This window comes from Paraburkholderia nemoris, assembly GCF_905221015.1.
Classification (GTDB): domain Bacteria; phylum Pseudomonadota; class Gammaproteobacteria; order Burkholderiales; family Burkholderiaceae; genus Paraburkholderia; species Paraburkholderia nemoris.
This window is the reverse complement of sequence record NZ_CAJNBO010000013.1, coordinates 156,852-176,574: the sequence shown is the minus strand read 5'-3', so window position 1 is coordinate 176,574 and position 19,723 is coordinate 156,852. Positions and strand designations below refer to the sequence as shown.

The following is a 19,723-nucleotide window of genomic DNA, read 5'->3' as shown; positions in this document are numbered from 1 at the left end:
TAAACCTGCGAGGTGGGGATTTTGCCTGAATCCCCTTCTGGCATGGATTTCAGGCTAGTTTCTGACTCAGAAACTTTTACGCCCAACCTGCTGTCGTGCGGGTAAATACCGGCTGTACAACGCATACGACGTTTTATAGACTTCATATGTCGTCGTACAACATATGAGCCCCAACAAATTCATTTCAAGATGGTTGGGGCGCCGGACAAAGAGGGCAGTGTTCTCTACGCGCATGACCAACGCGCGCGGGTTCATGCCGAAGCAGTCGAAGTAAAGAAGTCGAGTTGTCTGACAGGAGTGCTGAGCATCTGTGCCGGGGAAGTACAACAGGCCAGCACGGCGAACCGCTCGCTACCCACAGGGGCTGCGTGCGTGGAGCCGGGAGACGCATCAAAACCATGTCGCATCCGTTAGCGGCCCTCCGTAAGCGACTCCGCGAAAGCGGTCCTTCGCAAGCGGCCCTCCGCATCCGGATGATCTAATTTCAAGGAATGTCACGATGAAAAACAAGTTTGCCTCTTCCCGTGTTTCGATGATTGTCGCGGCCTCCGTGCTGGCGTTCAGCACCGTGTCGGCACACGCGCGCGTGTTCCGCGTGTCGGACGTGCATGGCGACACCTATCCGACCAATATGGCCGTGAAATACATGGGTGAAGAAATCAGCAAGGCAACCGGTGGCAAGGATTCCGTGAAGGTCTTCGGCAACAGTGCACTGGGCTCGGAGAACGACACGATCGATCAGGTGCGCATCGGCGCACTGGACATGGCGCGCGCCAACGGTGCCGCGTTCAACGAGATCGTGCCTGAATCGATGATTCCGTCTCTGCCGTTCCTGTTTCGCGACATCGACCATTTCCGCAAAGTGATGTACGGCCCGGAAGGCCAGAAGATTCTCGACGCCTTCAAGGCGAAGGGCATGATCGCACTGACGTTCTACGAGAGCGGCGCGCGTTCGATGTACGCAAAGAAGGCCATCCATTCGCCCGCCGACATGAAGGGCCTCAAGGTACGCGTGCAGCCGTCGGATCTGATGGTCGACGAAATCAAGGCGATGGGCGGCACGCCGACGCCGATGCCGTTCGCTGAAGTCTATACGGGCCTGAAGACGGGTCTGGTGGATGGCGCGGAAAACAACCTGCCGTCGTACGAAGAGACCAAGCACTTCGAAGTCGCGCAGGTCTATTCCGAAACCCAGCATTCGATGACGCCGGAAGTGCTGGTGTTCTCCAAGAAGGTGTGGGACACACTAACGCCGCAGGAACAGGACATCATCAAGAAGGCGGCGGCTGACTCCGTGCCTTACTACACGAAGCTGTGGACCGCGCGTGAAAGCGACGCGGCAAAGACGGTCACCAAGGGTGGCGCGACGATCGTTACCGCGTCGCAGATCGACCGTCCTGCTTTCGTGAAGGCGATGCAACCGGTCTGGGCGAAGTATGAAAAGACCCCGCAAATGAAGCAGCTCGTCGACGAAATCCAGGCAGTCAAATAAGTTTGGACGTAACGCGGTGGAGAAGGGCCGTGCAGCACGCGCTGCCGGTTTTTCCCGCCGCGCGGTTTCCTGAGCCGGTGAGCGTTAGCAGGATTCCTGAAGATCAAATATAAGTCCGCTGTATGCAAGGATGGGGTCAATGAGATTCATGAAACGCCCAAATGATTTTCTCTTCCGCGTGCTGGTGGTCGTGGCGTCGGCGAGTCTCGCCACGCTGTGCCTGCTGGTGATTTATAGCGTCGTGATGCGCTATGTCTTTAGCGACGCACCGGATTTTGTCGAACCCATTGCCCTCCTGCTGGTGATCGTGATCGCCATGTTCGGCGCCGCGCTCAAAGTTCGTGAAGGCGGCCACATCGGCCTTGACTCGCTGGTCAAGAAACTGCCGCCGAAAGGCCAGACGATCGCCCATGCGTTCCAGCATATTTGCCTGATCGTGCTGGCCGTGGCGATTTTCTTCGGCTGCTGGCAGATGGCGGAGACGACGATGGACGACAAGATCCCGATCCTGGGCCTTCCGGAAGCGCTTCGATATCTGATTCCGGTCATTGCCAGCGCCTGCATCGCTCTGTTCTCGTTCGAGAACCTGCTGGGGCTTTTCGCACAGAAACAAAAATAGAAGAATCATGGAACTTGCCATCCTCTCAGTTAGTTTCCTCGTCTTCCTCGTATTCGGGGTTCCTGTTTCGTTCGCGTTGGGACTCTCGTGTGTCCTGACGTATCTGTATGAAGGCTTGCCGGCGGCTACCGCCATGCAGTCGATGATTTCGGGAATGAACGCGTTTTCGTTTCTCGCGGTCCCGTTCTTCATTTTCTCTGGCGAGTTGATGCTGCACGGCGGTATCGCCGACCGCATCCTGCGCTTTGCTCAGGCCACGGTAGGCCATTTCCGCGGTGGGCTCGGCATGGCTAACGTGGTCGCGTGCACGCTGTTCGGCGGCGTGTCCGGTTCGCCGACGGCAGACACCTCCGCCATGGGCGGCGTCGTCATTCCGCTGATGAAGCGCGAAGGCTATAGCGCGGCCTATGCGGTCAACGTGACGACCCATTCGTCGCTGGCGGGCGCGCTGATGCCCACGTCGACGAACATGATCATCTATGCGTTCGCGGCCCAAGGCATCACGGGAACGTTGAACGGACACCAGATGAGCGGCGTGTCGATCGGCGATCTGTTGTTTTCTGGTCTGCTGCCGGTGCTGTGGGTGATGGGTTTCGTGCTTATCGCTGCGTACTGGCAAGCGGTCAAGTTCGGCTATCCGCGCCGTCCTGACGGCTCGACCGAACTGCAGCGCTTTCCTGGCTGGTTTGCGGTGGCCCGCACGTTCCTCGGCGCATTGCCCGGCTTGATGGTGATCGCGATCATTCTGTTCTGCGTGGCCAAGGGTATTGCTACAGCGACGGAAGCGGCTGCTATCGCAGTGGCTTATTCGCTCGTGCTGACGATCGTCATTTATCGCACGATGACGATGAAGAAGCTCTTTCATGCGTTGTCCAAGGCCGCTAAAACCACGGGCGTGGTGTTGCTGTTGATCGGCGTGTCGAACATGCTGCGCTACCAGATGGCCTATCTGGAGATTCCCGACGCCATCGAACACATGCTCGACGGGGCAACGAGCCTGCCCTGGTTGATGCTGCTTTACATCAACATCATCCAGATCTTCCTCGGCACGTTCGTCGACATGGCCGCGCACATCCTGATCACCACGCCCTTGTTCCTGCCGATGGCGATGCATGCTGGCGTCGGCCCTGTCCAGTTCGGCATCATGATTTTGCTGAACTGCGCACTGGGTCTCGTGCATCCGCCGATTGGGTCGGTGCAGTTTATCGGCTGCGCGATCGGCAATGTGTCGATAGGTGAAACCACTAAGGTGGCGTGGCCTTATTACCTGGCTATCTTCAGCGCGATCAACATCGTGACGTACGTGCCGATGTTCTCGACGTGGTTGCCTAGCCTGATCAATGGTCACCCGGTGTTTTGAACGCTTGATTAAGAGTCGGCGCCGGTGTGGCACTGCCAGATACGACAAATAAGTTTTTTACAGAGGAGCAGAAATGAAAAAGGTAATAGCAACCTCGGCCCTTGGGTTGGTCGCCCTCGGCGCGCACGCTCAAAGCAGCGTGACGCTGTACGGGATCGTCGATACGGGGATTGGTTATCAGAGCAGCCAGACGTCGCTCGGTTCGACGAGTGGCGGCCGCTCGGTGATCAAGATGCTGAACGGCATCTGGGCCGGCAGCCGCTTCGGCCTGAAGGGCTCCGAAGATCTGGGCGGCGGCACGAAGGCGATCTTCCAGTTGGAAGAAGGCTTTAACAGCGCAACCGGCGCACAGTCCGTCAGCGGTCTGGCGTTCAACCGGCAGGCGTATGTCGGTGTGGCCAATCCCACCTACGGTACGTTCACGGCCGGCCGCCAGTACACGTCGTACTACACGCTGCTGTCGCCGTATAGCCCAACCACGTGGCTGACGGGCGCGTACGGTGCACACCCGGGCGATATCGATTCGCTGGATACGCTGTACCGCGTGAATAACTCGCTGGTGTACACGTCGCCGAGCATGTATGGCCTGACGGTGAGCGGTTCGTATGCATTGGGCGGCGTGGCAGGCAGCACCAATGCCGGTTCGACGTATAGCGCGGCGATCCAGTACCTGAATGGTCCGTTCGGGATCGCGGCAGGCTACCAGCGCATCAATAACGCGGCGTCTGGCGGCGGTGCGTGGGACGCTAACTCCACGACGTCGAATGCGGGCGCGCAGGCGGGTGTGTCGGGCATCAATAACGGCTACCAGACGGCGCAGGCGCAGCAACGCGTTGCAGTGACGGGAGGTTATGCGTTCAGCGCGCAATGGGACGTCTCGTTCTCGTACTCGAACGTGCAATACATCCCGGGCATCAACTCGAAGTTCCACAACGAGGCGATCTTCAATACGGCTGGCGCAGTGCTGCACTTCAAGCCGCTGACGGTGCTGGATCTGGCTGCCGGCTATAGCTATACGCGCGCAACGCAGTCGAATGGCATTTCGAGCTCGGCACGCTATCAGCAGTTCAACCTCTCGCAGTACTACAGCCTCTCCAAGCGGACCGGTCTGTACGCGCTGGAAGCCTATCAGCGTGCGGGTGGCCAGACGATCGGAACGAACGGCACGAGCATCATCAACGCAACGGCCGATATCGGCGACGGTCAGAACAGCGCGCCGTCCTCGTCACGCAGCCAGTTTGCTGCGGGCGTAGGCATCATCCACCGGTTCTAATTGCCTGGTGGCGTGGCGGCGTCTGTCGACACCGCCATGGCGACGCGTTTCAGATACGCGTCGCTCAGAAGTACCTGCTGCGCGCGCAACGCGCGCAGCATTCTCTGCGGCGCACGGACTTCGGTTCGGTCGTGAAGCGCCCGTCTCGCGTTACCGCCTACCGATGGATTCAGTGCCGGCTTTTTCCGCTCACCGGGCGCGAATCTGTTGTGACAATCGGACAGGATTAAGACGTCGGATGGCAAATACGGACAATCATGCGTCCGCGTCGGACCACAAACGCCCACCCGTTGCCCAGTTTTCGCGTTTCACGTCGGTGAGGATAATGTCCACCGAGTTCGGTTCGACGCCGAGCGATTCGCACGTCGCTTTGGTAATGGCTTCGACGAACTGGCGTTTCTGTTCCACCGAGCGGCCTTCGAAGAGTTCGATATGAAACGTGGGCATTGCGTGACTCCGTGATGAGTGATGTTGAGAGGTGAATTTAATCGCGGTACGTGCGATCGATCCGGTCGAGCTTGCGTAGCAACGCAGGCCATTCCAGCGCGCCTTCAATTGCGCCGCCGTCGTACAGTTGATCGGCAGTGCGTGCGGCTACGTCATCGCCTGGCACGACAAGTTCGCTGCCGCATGCTTGCGCCTGCAGCTGGATTTCGCAGGCCTTGATCAGCGTCGCCATCAATACATAGGCTTCGGCGATGGTGCGGCCGGCCGTCAGCGTGCCGTGATTGCGCAACAGCATGGCCGGTTTGTTGGCGAGATGCGCGACGAGGCGTTCGCCTTCGGTCGGCGTAAAGGCGAGGCCTTCGTAATCGTGATACGCGAGGTGGCCGTAAAAACGCAGCGCATGTTGCGACGCCGGCAGCAAGCCGGCCGGTTGCGCGGAAACCGCCACGCCTGCTGTATTGTGCAAATGCATCACGCAAAAAGCGTCGGCACGTGCCGCGTGCACGGCGGCGTGCAGCGCGAAGCCCGTGGCGTTGACCGGATGCTCGCTCGCGCCGACGATGTTGCCTTCGATATCGATCTTCACCAGGTTCGACGCGCACACTTCGTCGAATGCGAGGCCGAACGGGTTGATCAGGAAGTGGCCGGGTTCGCCGGGAACGCTGGCCGAGATATGCGTGTAGACCAGATCGTCCCAGCCGTTGAGCGCCGCGAGGCGATAGGCGGCGGCGAGGTCGACGCGGGTTTGCTGCTCCGCTTCGGATCTTGGCCCCGTCTCGGTGACGCGGCCAGCGGGCGTATGGGTGAACGACATGTCTGTCTCCTGAGACTGCTTGATGGGCTGTGACGGTGGCCTGCGTCAGGGGGATAAACCTGCAGTCTGAATCTGCGGTCTGAATCTGCGCCTAAACCTGCGGCTCAAGCCCGCGGCCCATATGTGCGGCTTAAGCCCTTGGCCCAAACCTGCACCCCAAACCCGCAGCGCTAACCCGGGCGCCTGACCGATGCAGGCGACCTGACATGCCTCCCGGCTTCGACGCGCTTCGCCGCTTCGGCCATTGCCGTACCGCGCGGAAAACGGCCAGCGAGCCACTGCATGCTCCACGTCGCGAGTACGAATGGCGCAGTCATGGCCGGCAACGCATAGTAAGCGGCCGCCGTCTGCAGCACGACCGAAAGCATGACACCGCCGAGCGTCATCGCGATGCCGCAATCGGCCAGCGCGATCGCGGTCAGCGCGCCGTTGAATCCTAACAGGCCTGCGTCGAACGAGCTTGCACTCGCGCCGAGCAGCAGGTGCATGACGCTAGCGAGGGTCGCACCGAGCAGCGCCCACAGCGCATGCCGTCTTGACGCAGCCGCAATGCCGATCCATACGAGCACGCCTGGCAACGCGCCGGACGCAAAGCCGGTTTGCGCGAATCCGGCGAGTAAGCCGCTGCTCAATTGCACCGCGCTGAGCGTGGGTTCAGTGGTGAGGCTTGCTTGTTGAGCGACGCGTGTCACGAGCGGCAGCCAAAGCCACGTGACGATCAAACAGGGGCTCGAGAAATAGCCGAGACCACGCGCGCGCAAGCAGCGCGACCACGGTTCCAGCAGCCATGCCGTGCCTGTCGCAGCCAGAATGGCTACGGCGGCGGCCGTCGCGTTGTCGGCGATGAAGCTGAACGCGGCGAGACCGGCCAGCGCGCCATTGAAGCCGTGCAGGCCGGCGCGCGTGTCGTCCTCGCGATAGCCAGCCAGCACCGCGCTCACGTTGGCCGCGATCGCGCCGATCAGCGCCGCGCAGGCGAGACGTGGATCGTATAGCAACCACGCGCCCAGCAGGCACGCGCCGGTGAAGGCGTTCGATTGCAGCAGATCTGGCCGAAACTGCGCAGCAAGGTGCGCAAGGCGGTGGATTGTGCTTCGGTTGCGGCGGCGTGCATGGTTTGAGGGCGGGGGATTCGATGCGGCGCGACTTTGCCGCGTGCCAGTGAGGCACGCGCAGCGGGTCAGGTTGAAAATAAACCGCGAGCATAGGCTACTGGCGCCGCGCCGGGCATCGCCGCCGTTGATAGTGGCTATTTGCGACACATTCGCGCGAGAGAGCCGAAAGCCGGAAAACGATGCGCCGGCGAGCCGAAAACTTTCGCGCTACGATAGAAACCCGGCGCGTTTGCCGCGCCGTTCCACAAGGAGATAGGCTGATGCGTGAACTAAGGTGGGCATCGGAGGAGGGCGACGGCTTCGAACATCTTGCGTTCGACGCGCGCGCGGACGGCTTTGCGGTGGAAAGCGTCCTGGTCGGGCAGCGCTACGGCAAGGAATATGGCCTGCACTATAAGGTGCGCTGCGATGCGCAATGGCGCACCACGTATGCTTGGCTAAAGATCGTCGGCGGCGCTGAGCTGGAATTGCACGGCGACGGCGCCGGCCATTGGCACGACGGCCATGGCCTCGTACTGAGCGCGATTGAAGGCTGCATCGATATCGATATCGCCGCCACGCCCTATACGAACACGTTGCCGATCCGCCGTTTGCAACTGGCCGAAGGCGAACGTCAGCCGATTTCCGTGGCTTATATTTCGACGCCGGATTTACAGGTTACGCGTGCCGAACAGGCGTATTCGTGCATCGAGTTGAATCGCGTGTATCGCTATGAGGGCATCTTCCGCAATTTCACCGCGGACCTGACGGTGGATGAAGACGGCCTCGTGATCGACTACCCGACGCTGTTCACGCGTCTGCCGCGCGAGCGTTGACCGCCGAGGTGCCGGGGCGGCCGTTGTCTGACGGCTGCTGTGCCCGGTGCTGCTCGACAAAGCGCTCGATGCCTGCCGCGATACGCTCGGGTTCCCGCAATAGGACCCAATGGCCGGCGTCGATTTCAGTGCGGCTATACGGACCGAGCCAGCCTTCGAGTCCAATGGAGAGTTCGGGCCCGACGTAGCGATCGCGCAGCGGCACGATGAATTGCACTGGCGCATGCGCATGACGCGCACGCGGGTGCAGCAACTTGTCGATGAAATTGGCGCGATAAAGATTCAGGCCGTTGATCGCGTTACGCATCTGCGCAGGATCGCGTTCAGGGCGCACCCGTTCGGTCAGGCGCAGCCATGACGGCCACATGCGTGCGCCGCCCGCGCGCCATACCAGATCCGGCAGCAACGGTAGGTGAAAGAAGAAGATGTACCAGGATTTGAGTGTTTGCCGAAGGCCGCTGCCGAACGGGCGCTTGGCTGTCTGACGCGCATTGGACTGTTCCGCACGATCGGCACCAGCATCATCACCAGCGCCAACGCCGCGTAAGCCGAAAGACGCATGATCGAGGCACGGCCCTGAGATTGACGTGTACGACGCAATGCGGCCTTTGAAGGCCGGATCAGTGACCGCTTCCCAGCTTTGAATCGCACCCCAGTCGTGGCCGACCAGGTGAAACGGCCGCGCGCCGCACGTTGCATCGGCGACGGCCGCGAGATCGGCGGCCAACCGCTCTAGCCGGTAAGCCGCGCGCGACTCGGGCGCGCCGGATGCCCCGGCGCCGCGCACGTCATAGCTGATGACACGGTAGCGCGCGTCGAGTTGCGCGCGCACCGGCTCCCACACTGCCGCCGAATCCGGATAACCGTGCACCAGCACGATCGGCGGCGCGTCTCGCGGTCCACTCACGTAGACCGCGAGCCGCACGTCGCCGGCCTCGACCGACAGCGTGTCGCGTATCACGCGGCCGCCTGCACGCCGCGTCGTGCGGCCTTGCGTGCGCTCGGCGTAGCCGCGTTGGTGGCGTCCACCGCGGCAATGAGGCCGTCGATGCGCGACAGTTGCGCGCGATTGTCGTGATCCCACGGATGGAAGCCCGGCCGGAAAAAGCTCAGCCATTCACCGGCAATACGCGGAAACACGCCATGACGCGGGCCGTACAGATACTTCACGACGCGCCACATACCGCGGATATGGCCGCCGCGTTTGCGATCGGCGACTAGCAGACGCACGTGGAAGTCGAACACGATCAGCCAGAAGGTCAGCGTTGTGGCGAGCATCGTGCCGGTGCGCAGCAGATAGCGTCCGAGGCCGGGTTTCAGCACCGTATTCCACACGTCGTACGAAACCGATTTATGTTCGGTTTCTTCGAGCGCATGCCACGTCCACATCTGCGTATAGCCTTCGACCGAACCGCCGATACGCGATGCGTCTTCCAGCAGCAGGCCGGCCAGCATCGCCGTGTAATGCTCGAGGCAGACCGTGACCGCGAGTTGATACGAATGCGGCAGGATCTTGCGGCCGAAGTTGAGAATCGCCCACAGGCGCTTGTCGAGCTTATGCGCGGGCAAACCGGCTTCCTGCAACAGATCGTTGTATTCGATGTGCTCGCGCGTATGCATCGCTTCCTGGCCGATGAAGCCGAGCACCTGCTTTTTCAGCACGGGGTCGTCGATCTGGTCGCGGTAGTTGCGCACGCTGTCCATGAAGAAACGCTCGCCGGCAGGGAAGAGCAGCGAAAGCGCGTTGAAGAAGTGTGTCACATGCGAGCCCTGCACGTGCCAATCGGAGGCGCGTTCGGGCGGTAAGTTGAAGCGGAGGTCGCGGCGAACCGGCATCATGACCATTCTCCTTGTAGTCTTTTATGTCCTGTTGATCGTGCTGATCGTGTGGATTGCATTGCGCGCTGCACGCCATCGGGCGGTGCGTCACGCACGCCGGCCGTCCACCTGCGCGGCGCGGCGTGCGCGCTTTTCCGCAATGCGTTTCATGCGGCGCGTCTGCATCACGACCAGCGCCTGATAGGCGGCCGGCAACGTACGCGCCAGCCAGTCGGCGGCGCGCGCATCGCGGCCGATCAGCACGCGCCGCTTGTTCTTGCGCACGCCGTCGAGAATCACGCGTGCGGCTTCGTCGGCGGTGGTGATGAAAAACTTCTCGAAGTCGTCCTTGCCTTGCTGTTCGTTTTCCAGCATGAAGCCGACCATGTTCGACGAGATCCGGCTCGACTGCGCGATGCTTGTGCGAATGCCGCCCGGATGTACGCAGGTGGCCGACACGCCGCACTTCATCAGATCGAGTTCCTGGCGCAACGCTTCGGTAAAGCCGCGCACAGCGAACTTGGTTGCGTTGTAGCCGCTCATGCCGGGCTGCGAGAACAGGCCGAACACGCTCGACGTGTTGACGATGTGTCCCGCACCGGAGGCCTTGATATACGGCAGAAACGCTTTCGTGCCGTGCACCACGCCCCAGAAATTGATGTTGACGATCCACTCCAGGTCGGCGTACTCCATGCCTTCGATGGTGCTCGACAATGCCACGCCCGCGTTGTTAAACACGAGGTTTACGCGCTGATGCTGCGCGGCCGTTTCAGCGGCCCATTCGAACATCGCAGCGCGGTCCGACACGTCGAGCACACGCGTAGTGATACGCAGCGGCGAGCCGACGATATGCGGCGCGGCGGCCTGTGCGAGTTGCGCGGTTTCGGCGAGGCTCGCGGCATTGCGGTCGGCGAGCGCGAGGTGGCAGCCTTCGCGCGCCAGCCGGATCGCGAGCGAGCGGCCCATGCCCGAGCCTGCGCCGGTGATCGCGGCCACTCTGTCGGTGAAGTTCTTCATTGGCTTATCTCCTGTCCTCTCTGAACGGTGCCTTGTCGTTATGTTTTTTCAGGTTGCTTCGGCGGATGTCGCGGTTGCGTTGCCATGTGCATGCACAGGCTGTTGCTGTGAGCTGCCATGTCCACTCAGCGGCTGCACCGCGGGCGAATACGCGAGGTAATCGCCCATGCTGAAGGTGCTGGTCGCCTGGCGGAATTTGTAGGCGAATCCTGGCCACAGCGTGGTGTTCTTGCCGGTCTTCGGATCGAGATACCAGCTCTTGCAGCCGCCCGTCGACCAGATTGCGCGGCCGAGTTTCTGCTGGATCTGTTCGTTGTAGGCGCGCTCGACCTGCGGGCGCACTTCGATCGCATCGGCGCGTTCCGCGTTCATCGTCTTCAGCGCGCGCAGCACGTATTCGACCTGCGACTCGATCATGAACACCATCGAGTTGTGACCGAGGCCGGTGTTCGGGCCGACGATCATGAAGAAATTCGGATAACCAGGCAGTGTTGTACCGAGATACGCATGCGCACCATCGCGCCATGTATCGACGATATCGACGCCGCCACGGCCACGCACCACGCCCGCCGGAAACGGATCGGCCACCTGAAAGCCGGTGCCGAAGATCAGGCAATCGGCCGGATGACGCGCGCCGTCGGTCGTGATCACCGCATCTTCTTCGACCCGGGCGATTCCGGTAGTCGTCACCGATACGTTCTGGCGCGACAGCGCCGGGAAGTAGTCGTTCGAGATCAGGATGCGCTTGCAGCCCATCGTGTAGTTCGGCGTGAGCGTGGCGCGCAATTGCGGATCGGGCACCTGGCGGCGCAGATGGCGCTCCGCGACCTTCTGCGCGGTCTTCATCAACGAAGGATGAATCGCAAAGCCGAAGGCGCGCGATTCGAGCATGCAGTAGAGCGCCGAACGCATGATCTTCTGCGTGAACGGCAGATGCTTGAATAACCACTGTTCGAACGGCTTCACCGCGCGGTCGGCCTTGGGCATGATCCACGGCGGCGTGCGCTGGAACAGGTTCAGATGCGAGACGCGCGGCGCGATCTGCGGCACGAACTGGATCGCGCTCGCCCCGGTGCCGATCACCGCGACGCGTTTGCCTTCGAGCGGATACGTGTGGTCCCAGTGCTGTGAGTGGAACGCTTTACCCTTGAATGTTTCGATGCCGGGAATGTTCGGCAGGGCCGCGCGCGAGAGTCCGCCCATCCCCGAGATCAGCACGCGCGCAGACCATTGCTGGCCGTTTGCGAACGTCAGTTGCCAGCGATGGCGGGTTTCGTCGTAGATCGCGGAGGCCAGTTCATGGCCGAAGCGCAGATGACGCTGGATGCCGAAGCGTTGCGTGCATTCTTCCAGATAGGCGCGAATTTCCGGCTGACGCGCGAACATGCGGGTCCAGCGCGGATTTGGGGCGAAGGAGAACGAATAGACATGGGATTGCACGTCGCAGGCACAACCGGGGTAGTGGTTGTCGCGCCAGGTGCCGCCGACCGACTCGGCCTTTTCGGCGATGATGAAATCGGTCATGCCGGCTTGCCGCAGGCGGATTGCCATGCCGAGGCCGGCAAAGCCGGAACCGATGATGGCGATATCGGTATCGACGGGCGCGGATGCGTTGGGCGCCGCGTTGTCGGGGGGCATCATGCGTGCGTTCATCCGATCCGTCTCCTTGTTGTTCGCTCTTAACTGTTACATTGAGTGATGTAACAATAGAGGCTGTCAACGGATGACGCAAGTGGGCTGTTAGACCCTGGGCTCTAAGACCGGCCTTAGAATTTTTCGCAATGTGAAATAAAGATGAAAGTATCAGGCGTAAAAAAGCGGACCCGCGGGTCCGCTGCTGTTCCTGGCGACGCGGGCTATGCGCAAGGAGGCGCGCGGCGCGGCAGCACGCCAGCCCGCTGCCGCTTCACTTCGCGGCCAAAGCCGCAGTCACCTCGCGGTTCTGCCAGACGTTGTCCTTCACTGTGATTTTCTGCGGAATCAGATGCGCGCCGTAGAACGCATCCGCGACAACCTGCTGTGAGCGCACGATCTCGTCGGTCACGGCGGTGGTGCCGTACGGATAACGGCGCACCCAGGTTTCAACCAGCTTCTGATCGAGGCCGACCTTCGGCGCGATCAGCGCGGCAGTTTCCACCGGATGGTCATTCACCCATAGGCCGGTGGTGCGCAACTGTCCAAGAATCGCACCGATCACATCCGGATGCTGCTGCGCAAAGTCGCGCGTGGCTTCATAGAAGTTGTAAGGGCTGTTGAGCTCCGAATAGTCCACAAGCGTGCGCGCTTTCAGCGCCTGCTGCGCAGACGCGTAGTACGGATCCCAGATGACCCATGCATCGACGGTGCCGCTCTCGAATGCGGCTCGCGCATCGGCGGGAGCGAGATACACCGGCCGGATGTCCTCATAACGCAGGCCCGCTTTCTTGAGTGCTTCGAGCAACAGATAGTTCGAGCTCGAACCCTTCTGCAGCGCGACGCGCTTGCCTTTCAGTTCGGCGACGCTACGCAGCGTCGAATCGCTTTTGACCAGAATCGCTTCGGCATGACGCCCTGACGGCTCCGCGCCGACATACACGAAGCGCACGCCACCAGCCTGGGCGAACACGGGCGGCGGCGCGCCGGTATAGCCGAAGTCGACGCTGTTCGCGTTCAGCGCTTCGAGCAGTTGCGGGCCGGCCGGGAATTCGAACCACTTGATGCTATAGCCGAGCGGCTTGAGCTTTTCGTCGAGCGAGCCTTGCGCCTTGAGGATCGCGAGCAAGCCCGACTTCTGATAGCCGATGCGCAGCACGTTGGCCGGCTCGCTGCCGTTGCCATTACTGGTGCTCTGCGCGGTCGCGCTGAATGTGGTGAGCGCCGCCAGCAACGCAGCGGCGACGTGGAGCGAAATACGGGTGTGACGGGACATGCTGCAAATCTCCATTGCGTTCGATTAGTCGAAGATCGTCGCATGGACGTTCCGCCGATCAAACGAAGCAATGCAGATTTGAATATCACGCGCGCGCGAACGGCGGGGGCATGAAAGTGCCTGCTTGCGCGCTGAAAGGGAGCGCTCTCGCCGCGCCCGCGAACAGCGCCGCTAGCGCGAGCAAATGGCCGCGTGCAACGCTATTTTTTGGGTTTGTCTTTCTTTGCCGCGGCGCGCTCGGCCGCCGTGCCTTCGGGCGCGTGACCCAGCTTCTTTTCCATGATCGCCGCGACGCGGTCGCCGAGATAATCGCCGGAGGCTTCTTCCAGCGCGCGGTTCATTTCGCTTTCCACCAGCACCATCGCTAGCGGCCGCACCCGCCAGATCGCGTCAACCAGGGCGGGCACATCGGCGGGCGGCGGCAGGGCGTCGGCGTCATAGCGATCCAGTTGACGGACCACCAGATCGACCAGCGCCTTGGCGACCGCATTGAAATGCGGTCTGGCGATACCCACGGCGTCGAGCAGGTCGGCGAGCGGAATGCCTTCCTTGGCCATGGTCGCGCCGGCGGCCAGCGCCGTTGGGCTGCCGGACACGAAGGAGAGACCGTCGCGCTCCAGCAAACCCAGATCGACCGCTTTGCCCAAGGCGCTCGGCGATGCTTTGTCGCCGAACATTTGCAGCAGTTCGAGCAGCGAGTATTTTTTCGGCCGTTCGCGCGACCAGCGGCTGCCGATCGCGGTTTCAAGGCCGAGGATCGAACGCAGATCGTGGCCTTCGTCGACGGCCATGATCAGATCCTGGATGTTCGCGAGCGTGTAGCCGCGCGTGAGCAGGTGGTTGATCAGCTTCAGACGCGAGACATGCGTGTCGTCATAGACGCCGACGCGGCCGCGCTTTTCCGGCGGCTCGAGCAGGCCGCGGTCCTGATAGGCGCGCACGTTGCGCACGGTGGTGTCGCTCACGCGCGCGAGTTCGTCGACCGTGTATTCGTTGCGCGGCGTAGCGCTTGCCGGGACGCTCGGGGCGTCGGACGAGGGCGAAATGGGGGGCGGCGTTTTGGGCATGGGGGGATTTTAACGCGCCACGTCATCCGGCACGGTCGAATCGCCCACGCCCAACGTTCGCTGCATCAGTGTGGTGTCGAGCCACCGGCCGTGCTTGAAGCCGACCGCCTTCAACGTGCCGGTCAATTCGAAGCCTAACTGCGTATGCAGCGATAACGAACCGCCGCTGCCGCCGTCGGCGATTACGGCAACCATTTGCCGCCACGGTCCGGTTTCGCAGCGCTCGATCAGCGCCTGCAATAGCACGCGTCCCAGGCCGCGCCCGCGATAGGCGTCGTTCACATAGATCGAATCTTCGATCGTGTTGCGATAGGCAGGGCGCGGCCGGTACGGCGTCGCGTAACAATAGCCGGCGACTTCGCCGTCGATCTCGGCCACCATGTACGGCAGGCCGTGACTACGTACCGACGCGAGCCGCGTGCGCAAGTCGTCGACGGAAGGCGGGATTTCTTCGAACGAAGCGACGCCGGTCAGTACGTGGTGCGCGTAGATCGCCTGGATTGCGGGCAGATCGGCTTCGGTGGCATCGCGGATCAAGGGCGCGGTGGACAGCGGGGTGGCAGTGGAATCGGCTGAATGGGGCGAGGAGGGCGCGGGGCGGGTGGTGCTCATACGTGGTCCTGTCGGCAGTGAGTCTGAGGATACGTTTCACTATGCCCGCCGCGGGCGAGAATTTGAAGCGAATCAAAAATCGCCGCGACCTATAGGCAGTATCCGCGTATGCATAGGTGAGCGGCGTGATCGAGGGATGGCGCGCAGCGCCCGGCCATGCGGCCGCGCCGGGCGCTACGGATTTTCGTCGCGAAGACGCATGCGCGTGGCATGCGTTTCGCCGATCAGCTATGCGAGTACGTATCCGGCTGCGTCACATGCCCGCGATGATGCCGGTGATGTTTTGCCTTGTGCTTCGGCTTGGCCTTGGCCGGAGCCTGTTCCGCCGGTTGCTGTTGCGGCTGGGCTTGCACAGGTTGCGGCTGTTGGGCCTGGGCGCCGGGCGCGGGTGCCGGATGGGCATTGCCGGACGGCAGCGAGCTCTGGCCTTCGCCGAAGCGAAAGGTTTGAGAGGTTTGCGCGTAGGCGGTGGCGGTCAGCGTCAGGGCGGCAACCGCCACGCAAATCGAAAACTTCATGAATGCATCCTCCTTCTGAACGAGCCCGTGAGGATACCGCAATGCGACCGGTGGCCTATTCGGCATGCGGAAACACCGGTTCTCCAAGCGTGAGCATCAGCCGGTTGGCCCAGGCGAAGATCGCGATAGCGTGAGTCAGGTCGAGGATCTCCGCATCCGTCAGGCCGTTGGCTTCTAGCCGCTTGATGGCGGCGGCGTCAACGTTTTCAGGGTGATCGGTCAGTTCGATCGCGTACTGGATGATCGCGCGCTCGCGCTCCGTAGTGCCTGCACTCGACGGGTCTTCAAAAACCTGTTCGATCGCGTCGGTCCGCTTCGCGAGTTGGCCGAATCGTTGTGCATGCACCGAAGCGCAGTACACGCAGCCGTTCACGCGCGACACCACGGTGCTGGCGAGTTCACGCTCGGCGCGCGGCAGGCCACCTGGCGCATACATGATCGCGTTGAAGACTCCGGAGCGCTGCCGAAGAATTTCCGCCTGTTGGACCAGCAGCAGATAGTAGTCGGAGGTCTTGGCGTGCGGATGGCTCTCTTCGAGCACGGCAATCTGCTCCAGTGTGGCGCCAGCGAGGCTGACCGTGTCGAGCCACGCGCGCCAGCCGAGCGTATCGAAGGTGAAGCCGTTGAGCCGGTCAGCCGGCGATGCACTGGTGTCCACCTGACTCATGCTGCCTCCTGTGCGGCGCGCAATGCCTTCAGGCCCGCTACCACGCGCAATTGATAAGTGACGAACGCAATCAGTTGCGACAACGCGACGATACCGCGCGTCGTGATGCCGGCCTGCTGCAGCGTTTGCAAATGCTCGGGGCGTGCTTCGACTGGCTTGATCGTCAGCAGCTTGACGTGCGAGAGGATTGCGATCAGGCGAGCGTCGGCGGCGGGGTCGAGCGTGCCCGCTTCGATTGCGTCGAGTGTGGTCGGCTGTGCGCCAATGGTGATGAGCTTCGCTGTGTAGGTGTCGGCGAGGTCGTTGGCGAGCGAGAGGCGCGCGGCATACCACGCGGCAAACAAACGTTCCTGCAGCGACAGGTCGGGCAACGCCGGATCGAATAACGCGTCTTCGCTGCGTTGCGTGTGCAGCGCGACTTTGTCGCGGGCATGGCGGATTGCGGCGAGCGGACTGCCGGCTTGCAGGCCGGCGAGGGTGTCGATGGTGTCAGCGCCAGAGGGCGTTGCGGCTTGAGTCGGTGAAGCGAGGTCGGTCATGTCTGCTCCGGCGGGTTAATCGGTGTTTTCAGCGGTGTTTTCAGCTGCGTTCTCTGCTTGCAGGCGAGCGCGCGAAGTGTCGGACGATGCATCCGCATCGCTCCATTCGTCCCCGCGCAGCTCAGCCGTGTCGAAGGCAAGCAGCGCCTGGTAGTGCCGCTCGCGATCCGCGTCGAACAGGCGGCTTGCGATACCGCGCGCCAGACGCTGCGCGCCTTCGCTGATCGCGGGGATGTCGCCGGAGAGCTTGCCGTGGCTGAGGCTCGCTGCATGATTGAAGCAATGGATCTGCGTCAGCGCGGCACACGTGCCGGGCTCGCGCTCCTGAAACGCGAACGCGGCGCCGAGATCCGGCGACTCGGCCAGTTCGTACGAAGGCAGCGACGGGTCCGCTTGATAGCGGTCTTTCCAGCGCCGCACAAAGCGGGCGAACGGTGCGAATTCGGCACGCGTGGCGATATCCGAATGAAAGCCGGTCGCGAAGATCAGAAAGTCGACTACGTAGCGGCCTTTCGGCGTCGTTACCGCGAGCGCGCCGTCGAGTTCATCGAGCGCAACAAGCGGGCTGCCGACGTGAAAGCGAGCGCCCTCATGCCGTGAAACCCGCAGCACGCTGTCTCTTGGCGGCGGTGTTTGCTCAGTCTGTGCGTAATGGAGGAAACGCCATTTGGACGCGTCGTCGAGATCGGCGAAACCGTGCACGAGCCCCGGACTGCCGATGCCCGTCAGCTTGTTCACGCGCGGAATATCGTCACGGCGGATAAACAGATCGACGCTCGCCGCACCCGCTTCGAGCGCGGTTGCGGCATTGTCGAAGGCAGACGCACCCGCGCCGACGACACCGACACGCTTGCCGGCCAATCCTGCGAAATCGATTGCATCCGCGGAGTGCGCCCAGTAGCGGCGTGCAACCGTATTGGCGATAGCTGGTACGGATGGACCGCCCAAGCCGTCGCGTCCGGTGGCGAGCACGACATGCCGTGCGAGCACCGTGCGCTGCCCACTCCCATCAGCGAGATCGAGTTCAAGCAGGCCATCGTCGCGCGGACGCAGCGAGGTCAACGTGGTGTCGTTTTGCACCGGCAGATCGAGCACCTCGCGATACCAGCGCAAATAGTCCATCCACTGTGTTCGCGGAATTTTGTAGAGCGCATCCCACGCGGCGCCGCCGAATTGCGCTTCGTACCACGCGCGAAACGTGAGAGCCGGCATGCGCAGGGCGGGCCCCGTGAGTTGCTTGGGCGAGCGCAGCGTTTCCATTCGCGCGAACGATACCCATGGGCCTTCGCATCCTGATGGCGCGCGGTCGAACACCTGCAGATTGTCGATGCCGAGCCAGCGCAGTTCCGCCGCTGCGGTGAGGCCCGCCATGCCGCCGCCGATCACGGCGACATCGAGCACGCGTTCAGCATCGGCGAAACGCGGCGGGACCCACGAGGGTGCGGGTAATTCCAGCCAGCGCAGATCTTCACGCAAGCGGGCTTCGAGTACGGCAAGGCGATTCATGCTGTGTGTTCCGGGTGTTTGGTGCGCGCACGGGAGACGCGCGTTTCGCGCTGTAGCAGTGCGTCGTGTTGCTGGGCGGGATGCAGCACCACGCCTTCGAGCAGCTCGCGGGTCGCGTGCTCGATGGCTCGCAGCAATGCGTCGACGGCCGCGCGGCGTGGTTTGCCTGCGGGCGTCACGACGCCGAAGAAGAACGGAATCGCGCAGTCGAGCGGCCGCGCCGTTACACCTTCGATAGACAGACCGAGTCCGGTGGCCGGATCCACGATCGCGACACCGGCGCCCGCGCGAGCGGCCATCACAGCGTTTAACGATGAATTGGTTTCGAGAAACACGTCGGCGGAAATACGTGCAGCCGCGAACGCTGCGTCGATCCGATGCCGGAGTCGAAACCTGTTCGCCACGGTGACGATGCGCCGGTCTGCCAGATCGCGCAGTGCAATGCTCGGCTGCGTGGCGAGCGGGTCGCCGCTCTGCACGAGCGCCACGCAGGGCGCTTCGGCGATCCAGTGGATGTCGAGGCCCGCATGCCCAATCGGAAGCGTCACCAGACCGATATCCGCGGTACGGGTCAGCACTTCATGCACGACGTGTTCCGCCGACAAACTGCGTAACTGGAATTGCGGGGCATGGCCGAGCGGCGGCAGCGAGGCGATGGCGGGCGGCACGATCGACGCCGCCAGCGCGGGCGTGGCCGCCACGCGCAATGGTTCTGCTTCGTCGAGGCCGATGGCGCGCGCCCGTTGCTCGATGGTCTTCAGCCCGATCAGCGAACGCTCGACTTCTTCGTAAAGCAGAAACGCGCGATGCGTCGGCGTCACACGCGGACCGTTGCGATTGAACAGCGCATAGCCGAGATCGGCCTCGAGCTCCTGAATCTGACGCGTGACGGCCGGCTGCGAGCGTTCGAGCAGACGTCCCGCGCCGGTGATGCTGCCGGCGGACATAACCGCCGAAAATGCTTCGAGTTGATGCAGCTCCATGACTCGCCCTGGCAATTCGGTCTGCGCATTGTAGGGTCGTCTGAATGCGGGATTTATATAATGAATTCCGATATCGACAGCCGAAAAAATGCGAAGCGGATTCGCGGGCGAGGGCGTGGCGCCGCGGATTCTGTTTCATATGGCGCGTGTCGG

At 62.3% G+C, this 19,723-nt stretch carries 19 protein-coding genes and 1 pseudogene; 5 read left to right on the top strand and 15 right to left on the bottom strand.

Going from position 1 to position 19,723, the window contains the following annotated elements:
* Positions 1 to 499 precede the first annotated feature (499 nt).
* The 4 genes from KHO33_RS21455 (at position 500) to KHO33_RS21440 (ending at position 4,744) form a co-directional block, all read left to right on the top strand.
* A complete protein-coding gene (locus KHO33_RS21455) occupies positions 500 to 1,492 on the top strand; it encodes a TRAP transporter substrate-binding protein (RefSeq protein ID WP_054040221.1) in 993 nt (330 codons plus the stop codon).
* A gap of 139 nt (positions 1,493 to 1,631) precedes the next feature.
* Positions 1,632 to 2,111 carry a TRAP transporter small permease gene (locus tag KHO33_RS21450; RefSeq protein ID WP_054040219.1) on the top strand — a complete coding sequence of 160 codons (480 nt, stop codon included), beginning with the start codon at positions 1,632 to 1,634 and terminating at the stop codon, positions 2,109 to 2,111.
* A 7-nt stretch (positions 2,112 to 2,118) separates the two neighbouring features.
* Entirely contained in the window at positions 2,119 to 3,471 is a 1,353-nt protein-coding gene (locus tag KHO33_RS21445; protein WP_054040217.1) for a TRAP transporter large permease, read from the top strand.
* Positions 3,472 to 3,544: 73 nt separating this feature from the next.
* Positions 3,545 to 4,744, top strand: coding sequence for a porin (locus tag KHO33_RS21440; protein ID WP_211629223.1), 1,200 nt, complete (start codon positions 3,545 to 3,547; stop codon positions 4,742 to 4,744).
* Positions 4,745 to 4,999: 255 nt separating this feature from the next.
* Here the strand turns inward: KHO33_RS21440 and KHO33_RS42155 are convergent, their stop codons facing one another.
* From KHO33_RS42155 to KHO33_RS21425, 3 genes and pseudogenes are all read right to left on the bottom strand, one after another.
* Positions 5,000 to 5,233, bottom strand: a complete 234-nt coding sequence (locus KHO33_RS42155; protein ID WP_268963331.1) for a 4-oxalocrotonate tautomerase — start codon at positions 5,231 to 5,233, stop codon at positions 5,000 to 5,002.
* Positions 5,229 to 6,005: a class II aldolase/adducin family protein gene (locus KHO33_RS21430; protein ID WP_200566009.1), complete on the bottom strand. Its 777-nt coding sequence runs from the start codon at positions 6,003 to 6,005 to the stop codon at positions 5,229 to 5,231. The genes KHO33_RS42155 and KHO33_RS21430 overlap by 5 nt, the downstream gene beginning before the upstream one ends.
* A 170-nt stretch (positions 6,006 to 6,175) precedes the next feature.
* Positions 6,176 to 7,119 (bottom strand): annotated as a pseudogene (locus KHO33_RS21425) (urea transporter).
* Positions 7,120 to 7,380: 261 nt separating this feature from the next.
* Between KHO33_RS21425 and KHO33_RS21420 the strand changes: the two are divergent.
* Positions 7,381 to 7,935, top strand: a complete 555-nt coding sequence (locus KHO33_RS21420) for a putative glycolipid-binding domain-containing protein (protein ID WP_200566008.1) — start codon at positions 7,381 to 7,383, stop codon at positions 7,933 to 7,935.
* On the opposite strand, the gene KHO33_RS21415 is transcribed toward KHO33_RS21420, so the two are convergent.
* From KHO33_RS21415 to KHO33_RS21360, 12 genes are all read right to left on the bottom strand, one after another.
* Entirely contained in the window at positions 7,910 to 8,896 is a 987-nt protein-coding gene (locus tag KHO33_RS21415) for an alpha/beta fold hydrolase (protein ID WP_200566007.1), read from the bottom strand. The two genes, KHO33_RS21420 and KHO33_RS21415, sit on opposite strands and share 26 nt — an antisense overlap.
* Entirely contained in the window at positions 8,893 to 9,774 is an 882-nt protein-coding gene (locus tag KHO33_RS21410) for a metal-dependent hydrolase (RefSeq protein WP_054036549.1), read from the bottom strand. The genes KHO33_RS21415 and KHO33_RS21410 overlap by 4 nt, the downstream gene beginning before the upstream one ends.
* Before the next feature lie 87 nt (positions 9,775 to 9,861).
* Positions 9,862 to 10,770, bottom strand: a complete 909-nt coding sequence (locus tag KHO33_RS21405; protein WP_200566006.1) for an SDR family NAD(P)-dependent oxidoreductase — start codon at positions 10,768 to 10,770, stop codon at positions 9,862 to 9,864.
* A 48-nt stretch (positions 10,771 to 10,818) separates the two neighbouring features.
* Positions 10,819 to 12,423 (bottom strand): flavin-containing monooxygenase, encoded by a 1,605-nt coding sequence (locus KHO33_RS21400; protein WP_200566005.1) that lies wholly within the window; start codon positions 12,421 to 12,423, stop codon positions 10,819 to 10,821.
* A gap of 253 nt (positions 12,424 to 12,676) precedes the next feature.
* The gene (locus KHO33_RS21395) at positions 12,677 to 13,678 is read right to left on the bottom strand and encodes a sulfonate ABC transporter substrate-binding protein (RefSeq protein ID WP_200566004.1); all 1,002 of its coding nucleotides are present in this window, start codon (positions 13,676 to 13,678) and stop codon (positions 12,677 to 12,679) included.
* A gap of 200 nt (positions 13,679 to 13,878) precedes the next feature.
* Positions 13,879 to 14,745: a MerR family transcriptional regulator gene (locus KHO33_RS21390; RefSeq protein WP_054036521.1), complete on the bottom strand. Its 867-nt coding sequence runs from the start codon at positions 14,743 to 14,745 to the stop codon at positions 13,879 to 13,881.
* 9 nt (positions 14,746 to 14,754) lie between these two features.
* Positions 14,755 to 15,357 (bottom strand): GNAT family N-acetyltransferase, encoded by a 603-nt coding sequence (locus KHO33_RS21385; protein ID WP_200566003.1) that lies wholly within the window; start codon positions 15,355 to 15,357, stop codon positions 14,755 to 14,757.
* Positions 15,358 to 15,581: 224 nt separating this feature from the next.
* The gene (locus tag KHO33_RS21380) at positions 15,582 to 15,875 is read right to left on the bottom strand and encodes a hypothetical protein (RefSeq protein WP_054036518.1); all 294 of its coding nucleotides are present in this window, start codon (positions 15,873 to 15,875) and stop codon (positions 15,582 to 15,584) included.
* Between the two features lie 55 nt (positions 15,876 to 15,930).
* Positions 15,931 to 16,542: a peroxidase-related enzyme gene (locus tag KHO33_RS21375; RefSeq protein ID WP_054036516.1), complete on the bottom strand. Its 612-nt coding sequence runs from the start codon at positions 16,540 to 16,542 to the stop codon at positions 15,931 to 15,933.
* Positions 16,539 to 17,081 (bottom strand): CMD domain protein, encoded by a 543-nt coding sequence (locus KHO33_RS21370; RefSeq protein WP_200566002.1) that lies wholly within the window; start codon positions 17,079 to 17,081, stop codon positions 16,539 to 16,541. The genes KHO33_RS21375 and KHO33_RS21370 overlap by 4 nt, the downstream gene beginning before the upstream one ends.
* Before the next feature lie 15 nt (positions 17,082 to 17,096).
* Positions 17,097 to 18,587: an NAD(P)-binding domain-containing protein gene (locus KHO33_RS21365; protein ID WP_200566001.1), complete on the bottom strand. Its 1,491-nt coding sequence runs from the start codon at positions 18,585 to 18,587 to the stop codon at positions 17,097 to 17,099.
* Positions 18,584 to 19,570 carry a LysR family transcriptional regulator gene (locus tag KHO33_RS21360; RefSeq protein ID WP_200566000.1) on the bottom strand — a complete coding sequence of 329 codons (987 nt, stop codon included), beginning with the start codon at positions 19,568 to 19,570 and terminating at the stop codon, positions 18,584 to 18,586. Before KHO33_RS21360 ends, KHO33_RS21365 begins: the two co-directional genes overlap by 4 nt.
* Positions 19,571 to 19,723 lie beyond the last annotated feature (153 nt).

Bases quoted from the DNA above. Each gene is read 5' to 3' on its own strand.
- KHO33_RS21390 (WP_054036521.1), bottom strand. From the start codon at position 14,745: ATGCCCAAAACGCCGCCCCCCATTTCGCCCTCGTCCGACGCCCCGAGC.
- KHO33_RS21410 (WP_054036549.1), bottom strand. From the start codon at position 9,774: ATGATGCCGGTTCGCCGCGACCTCCGCTTCAACTTACCGCCCGAACGC.
- KHO33_RS21385 (WP_200566003.1), bottom strand. From the start codon at position 15,357: ATGAGCACCACCCGCCCCGCGCCCTCCTCGCCCCATTCAGCCGATTCC.
- KHO33_RS21445 (WP_054040217.1), top strand. From the start codon at position 2,119: ATGGAACTTGCCATCCTCTCAGTTAGTTTCCTCGTCTTCCTCGTATTC.
- KHO33_RS21450 (WP_054040219.1), top strand. From the start codon at position 1,632: ATGAGATTCATGAAACGCCCAAATGATTTTCTCTTCCGCGTGCTGGTG.
- KHO33_RS21365 (WP_200566001.1), bottom strand. From the start codon at position 18,587: ATGAATCGCCTTGCCGTACTCGAAGCCCGCTTGCGTGAAGATCTGCGC.
- KHO33_RS21430 (WP_200566009.1), bottom strand. From the start codon at position 6,005: ATGTCGTTCACCCATACGCCCGCTGGCCGCGTCACCGAGACGGGGCCA.
- KHO33_RS21420 (WP_200566008.1), top strand. From the start codon at position 7,381: ATGCGTGAACTAAGGTGGGCATCGGAGGAGGGCGACGGCTTCGAACAT.
- KHO33_RS21455 (WP_054040221.1), top strand. From the start codon at position 500: ATGAAAAACAAGTTTGCCTCTTCCCGTGTTTCGATGATTGTCGCGGCC.
- KHO33_RS21375 (WP_054036516.1), bottom strand. From the start codon at position 16,542: ATGAGTCAGGTGGACACCAGTGCATCGCCGGCTGACCGGCTCAACGGC.
- KHO33_RS21395 (WP_200566004.1), bottom strand. From the start codon at position 13,678: ATGTCCCGTCACACCCGTATTTCGCTCCACGTCGCCGCTGCGTTGCTG.
- KHO33_RS21380 (WP_054036518.1), bottom strand. From the start codon at position 15,875: ATGAAGTTTTCGATTTGCGTGGCGGTTGCCGCCCTGACGCTGACCGCC.
- KHO33_RS21370 (WP_200566002.1), bottom strand. From the start codon at position 17,081: ATGACCGACCTCGCTTCACCGACTCAAGCCGCAACGCCCTCTGGCGCT.
- KHO33_RS21405 (WP_200566006.1), bottom strand. From the start codon at position 10,770: ATGAAGAACTTCACCGACAGAGTGGCCGCGATCACCGGCGCAGGCTCG.
- KHO33_RS21400 (WP_200566005.1), bottom strand. From the start codon at position 12,423: ATGAACGCACGCATGATGCCCCCCGACAACGCGGCGCCCAACGCATCC.
- KHO33_RS21360 (WP_200566000.1), bottom strand. From the start codon at position 19,570: ATGGAGCTGCATCAACTCGAAGCATTTTCGGCGGTTATGTCCGCCGGC.
- KHO33_RS21440 (WP_211629223.1), top strand. From the start codon at position 3,545: ATGAAAAAGGTAATAGCAACCTCGGCCCTTGGGTTGGTCGCCCTCGGC.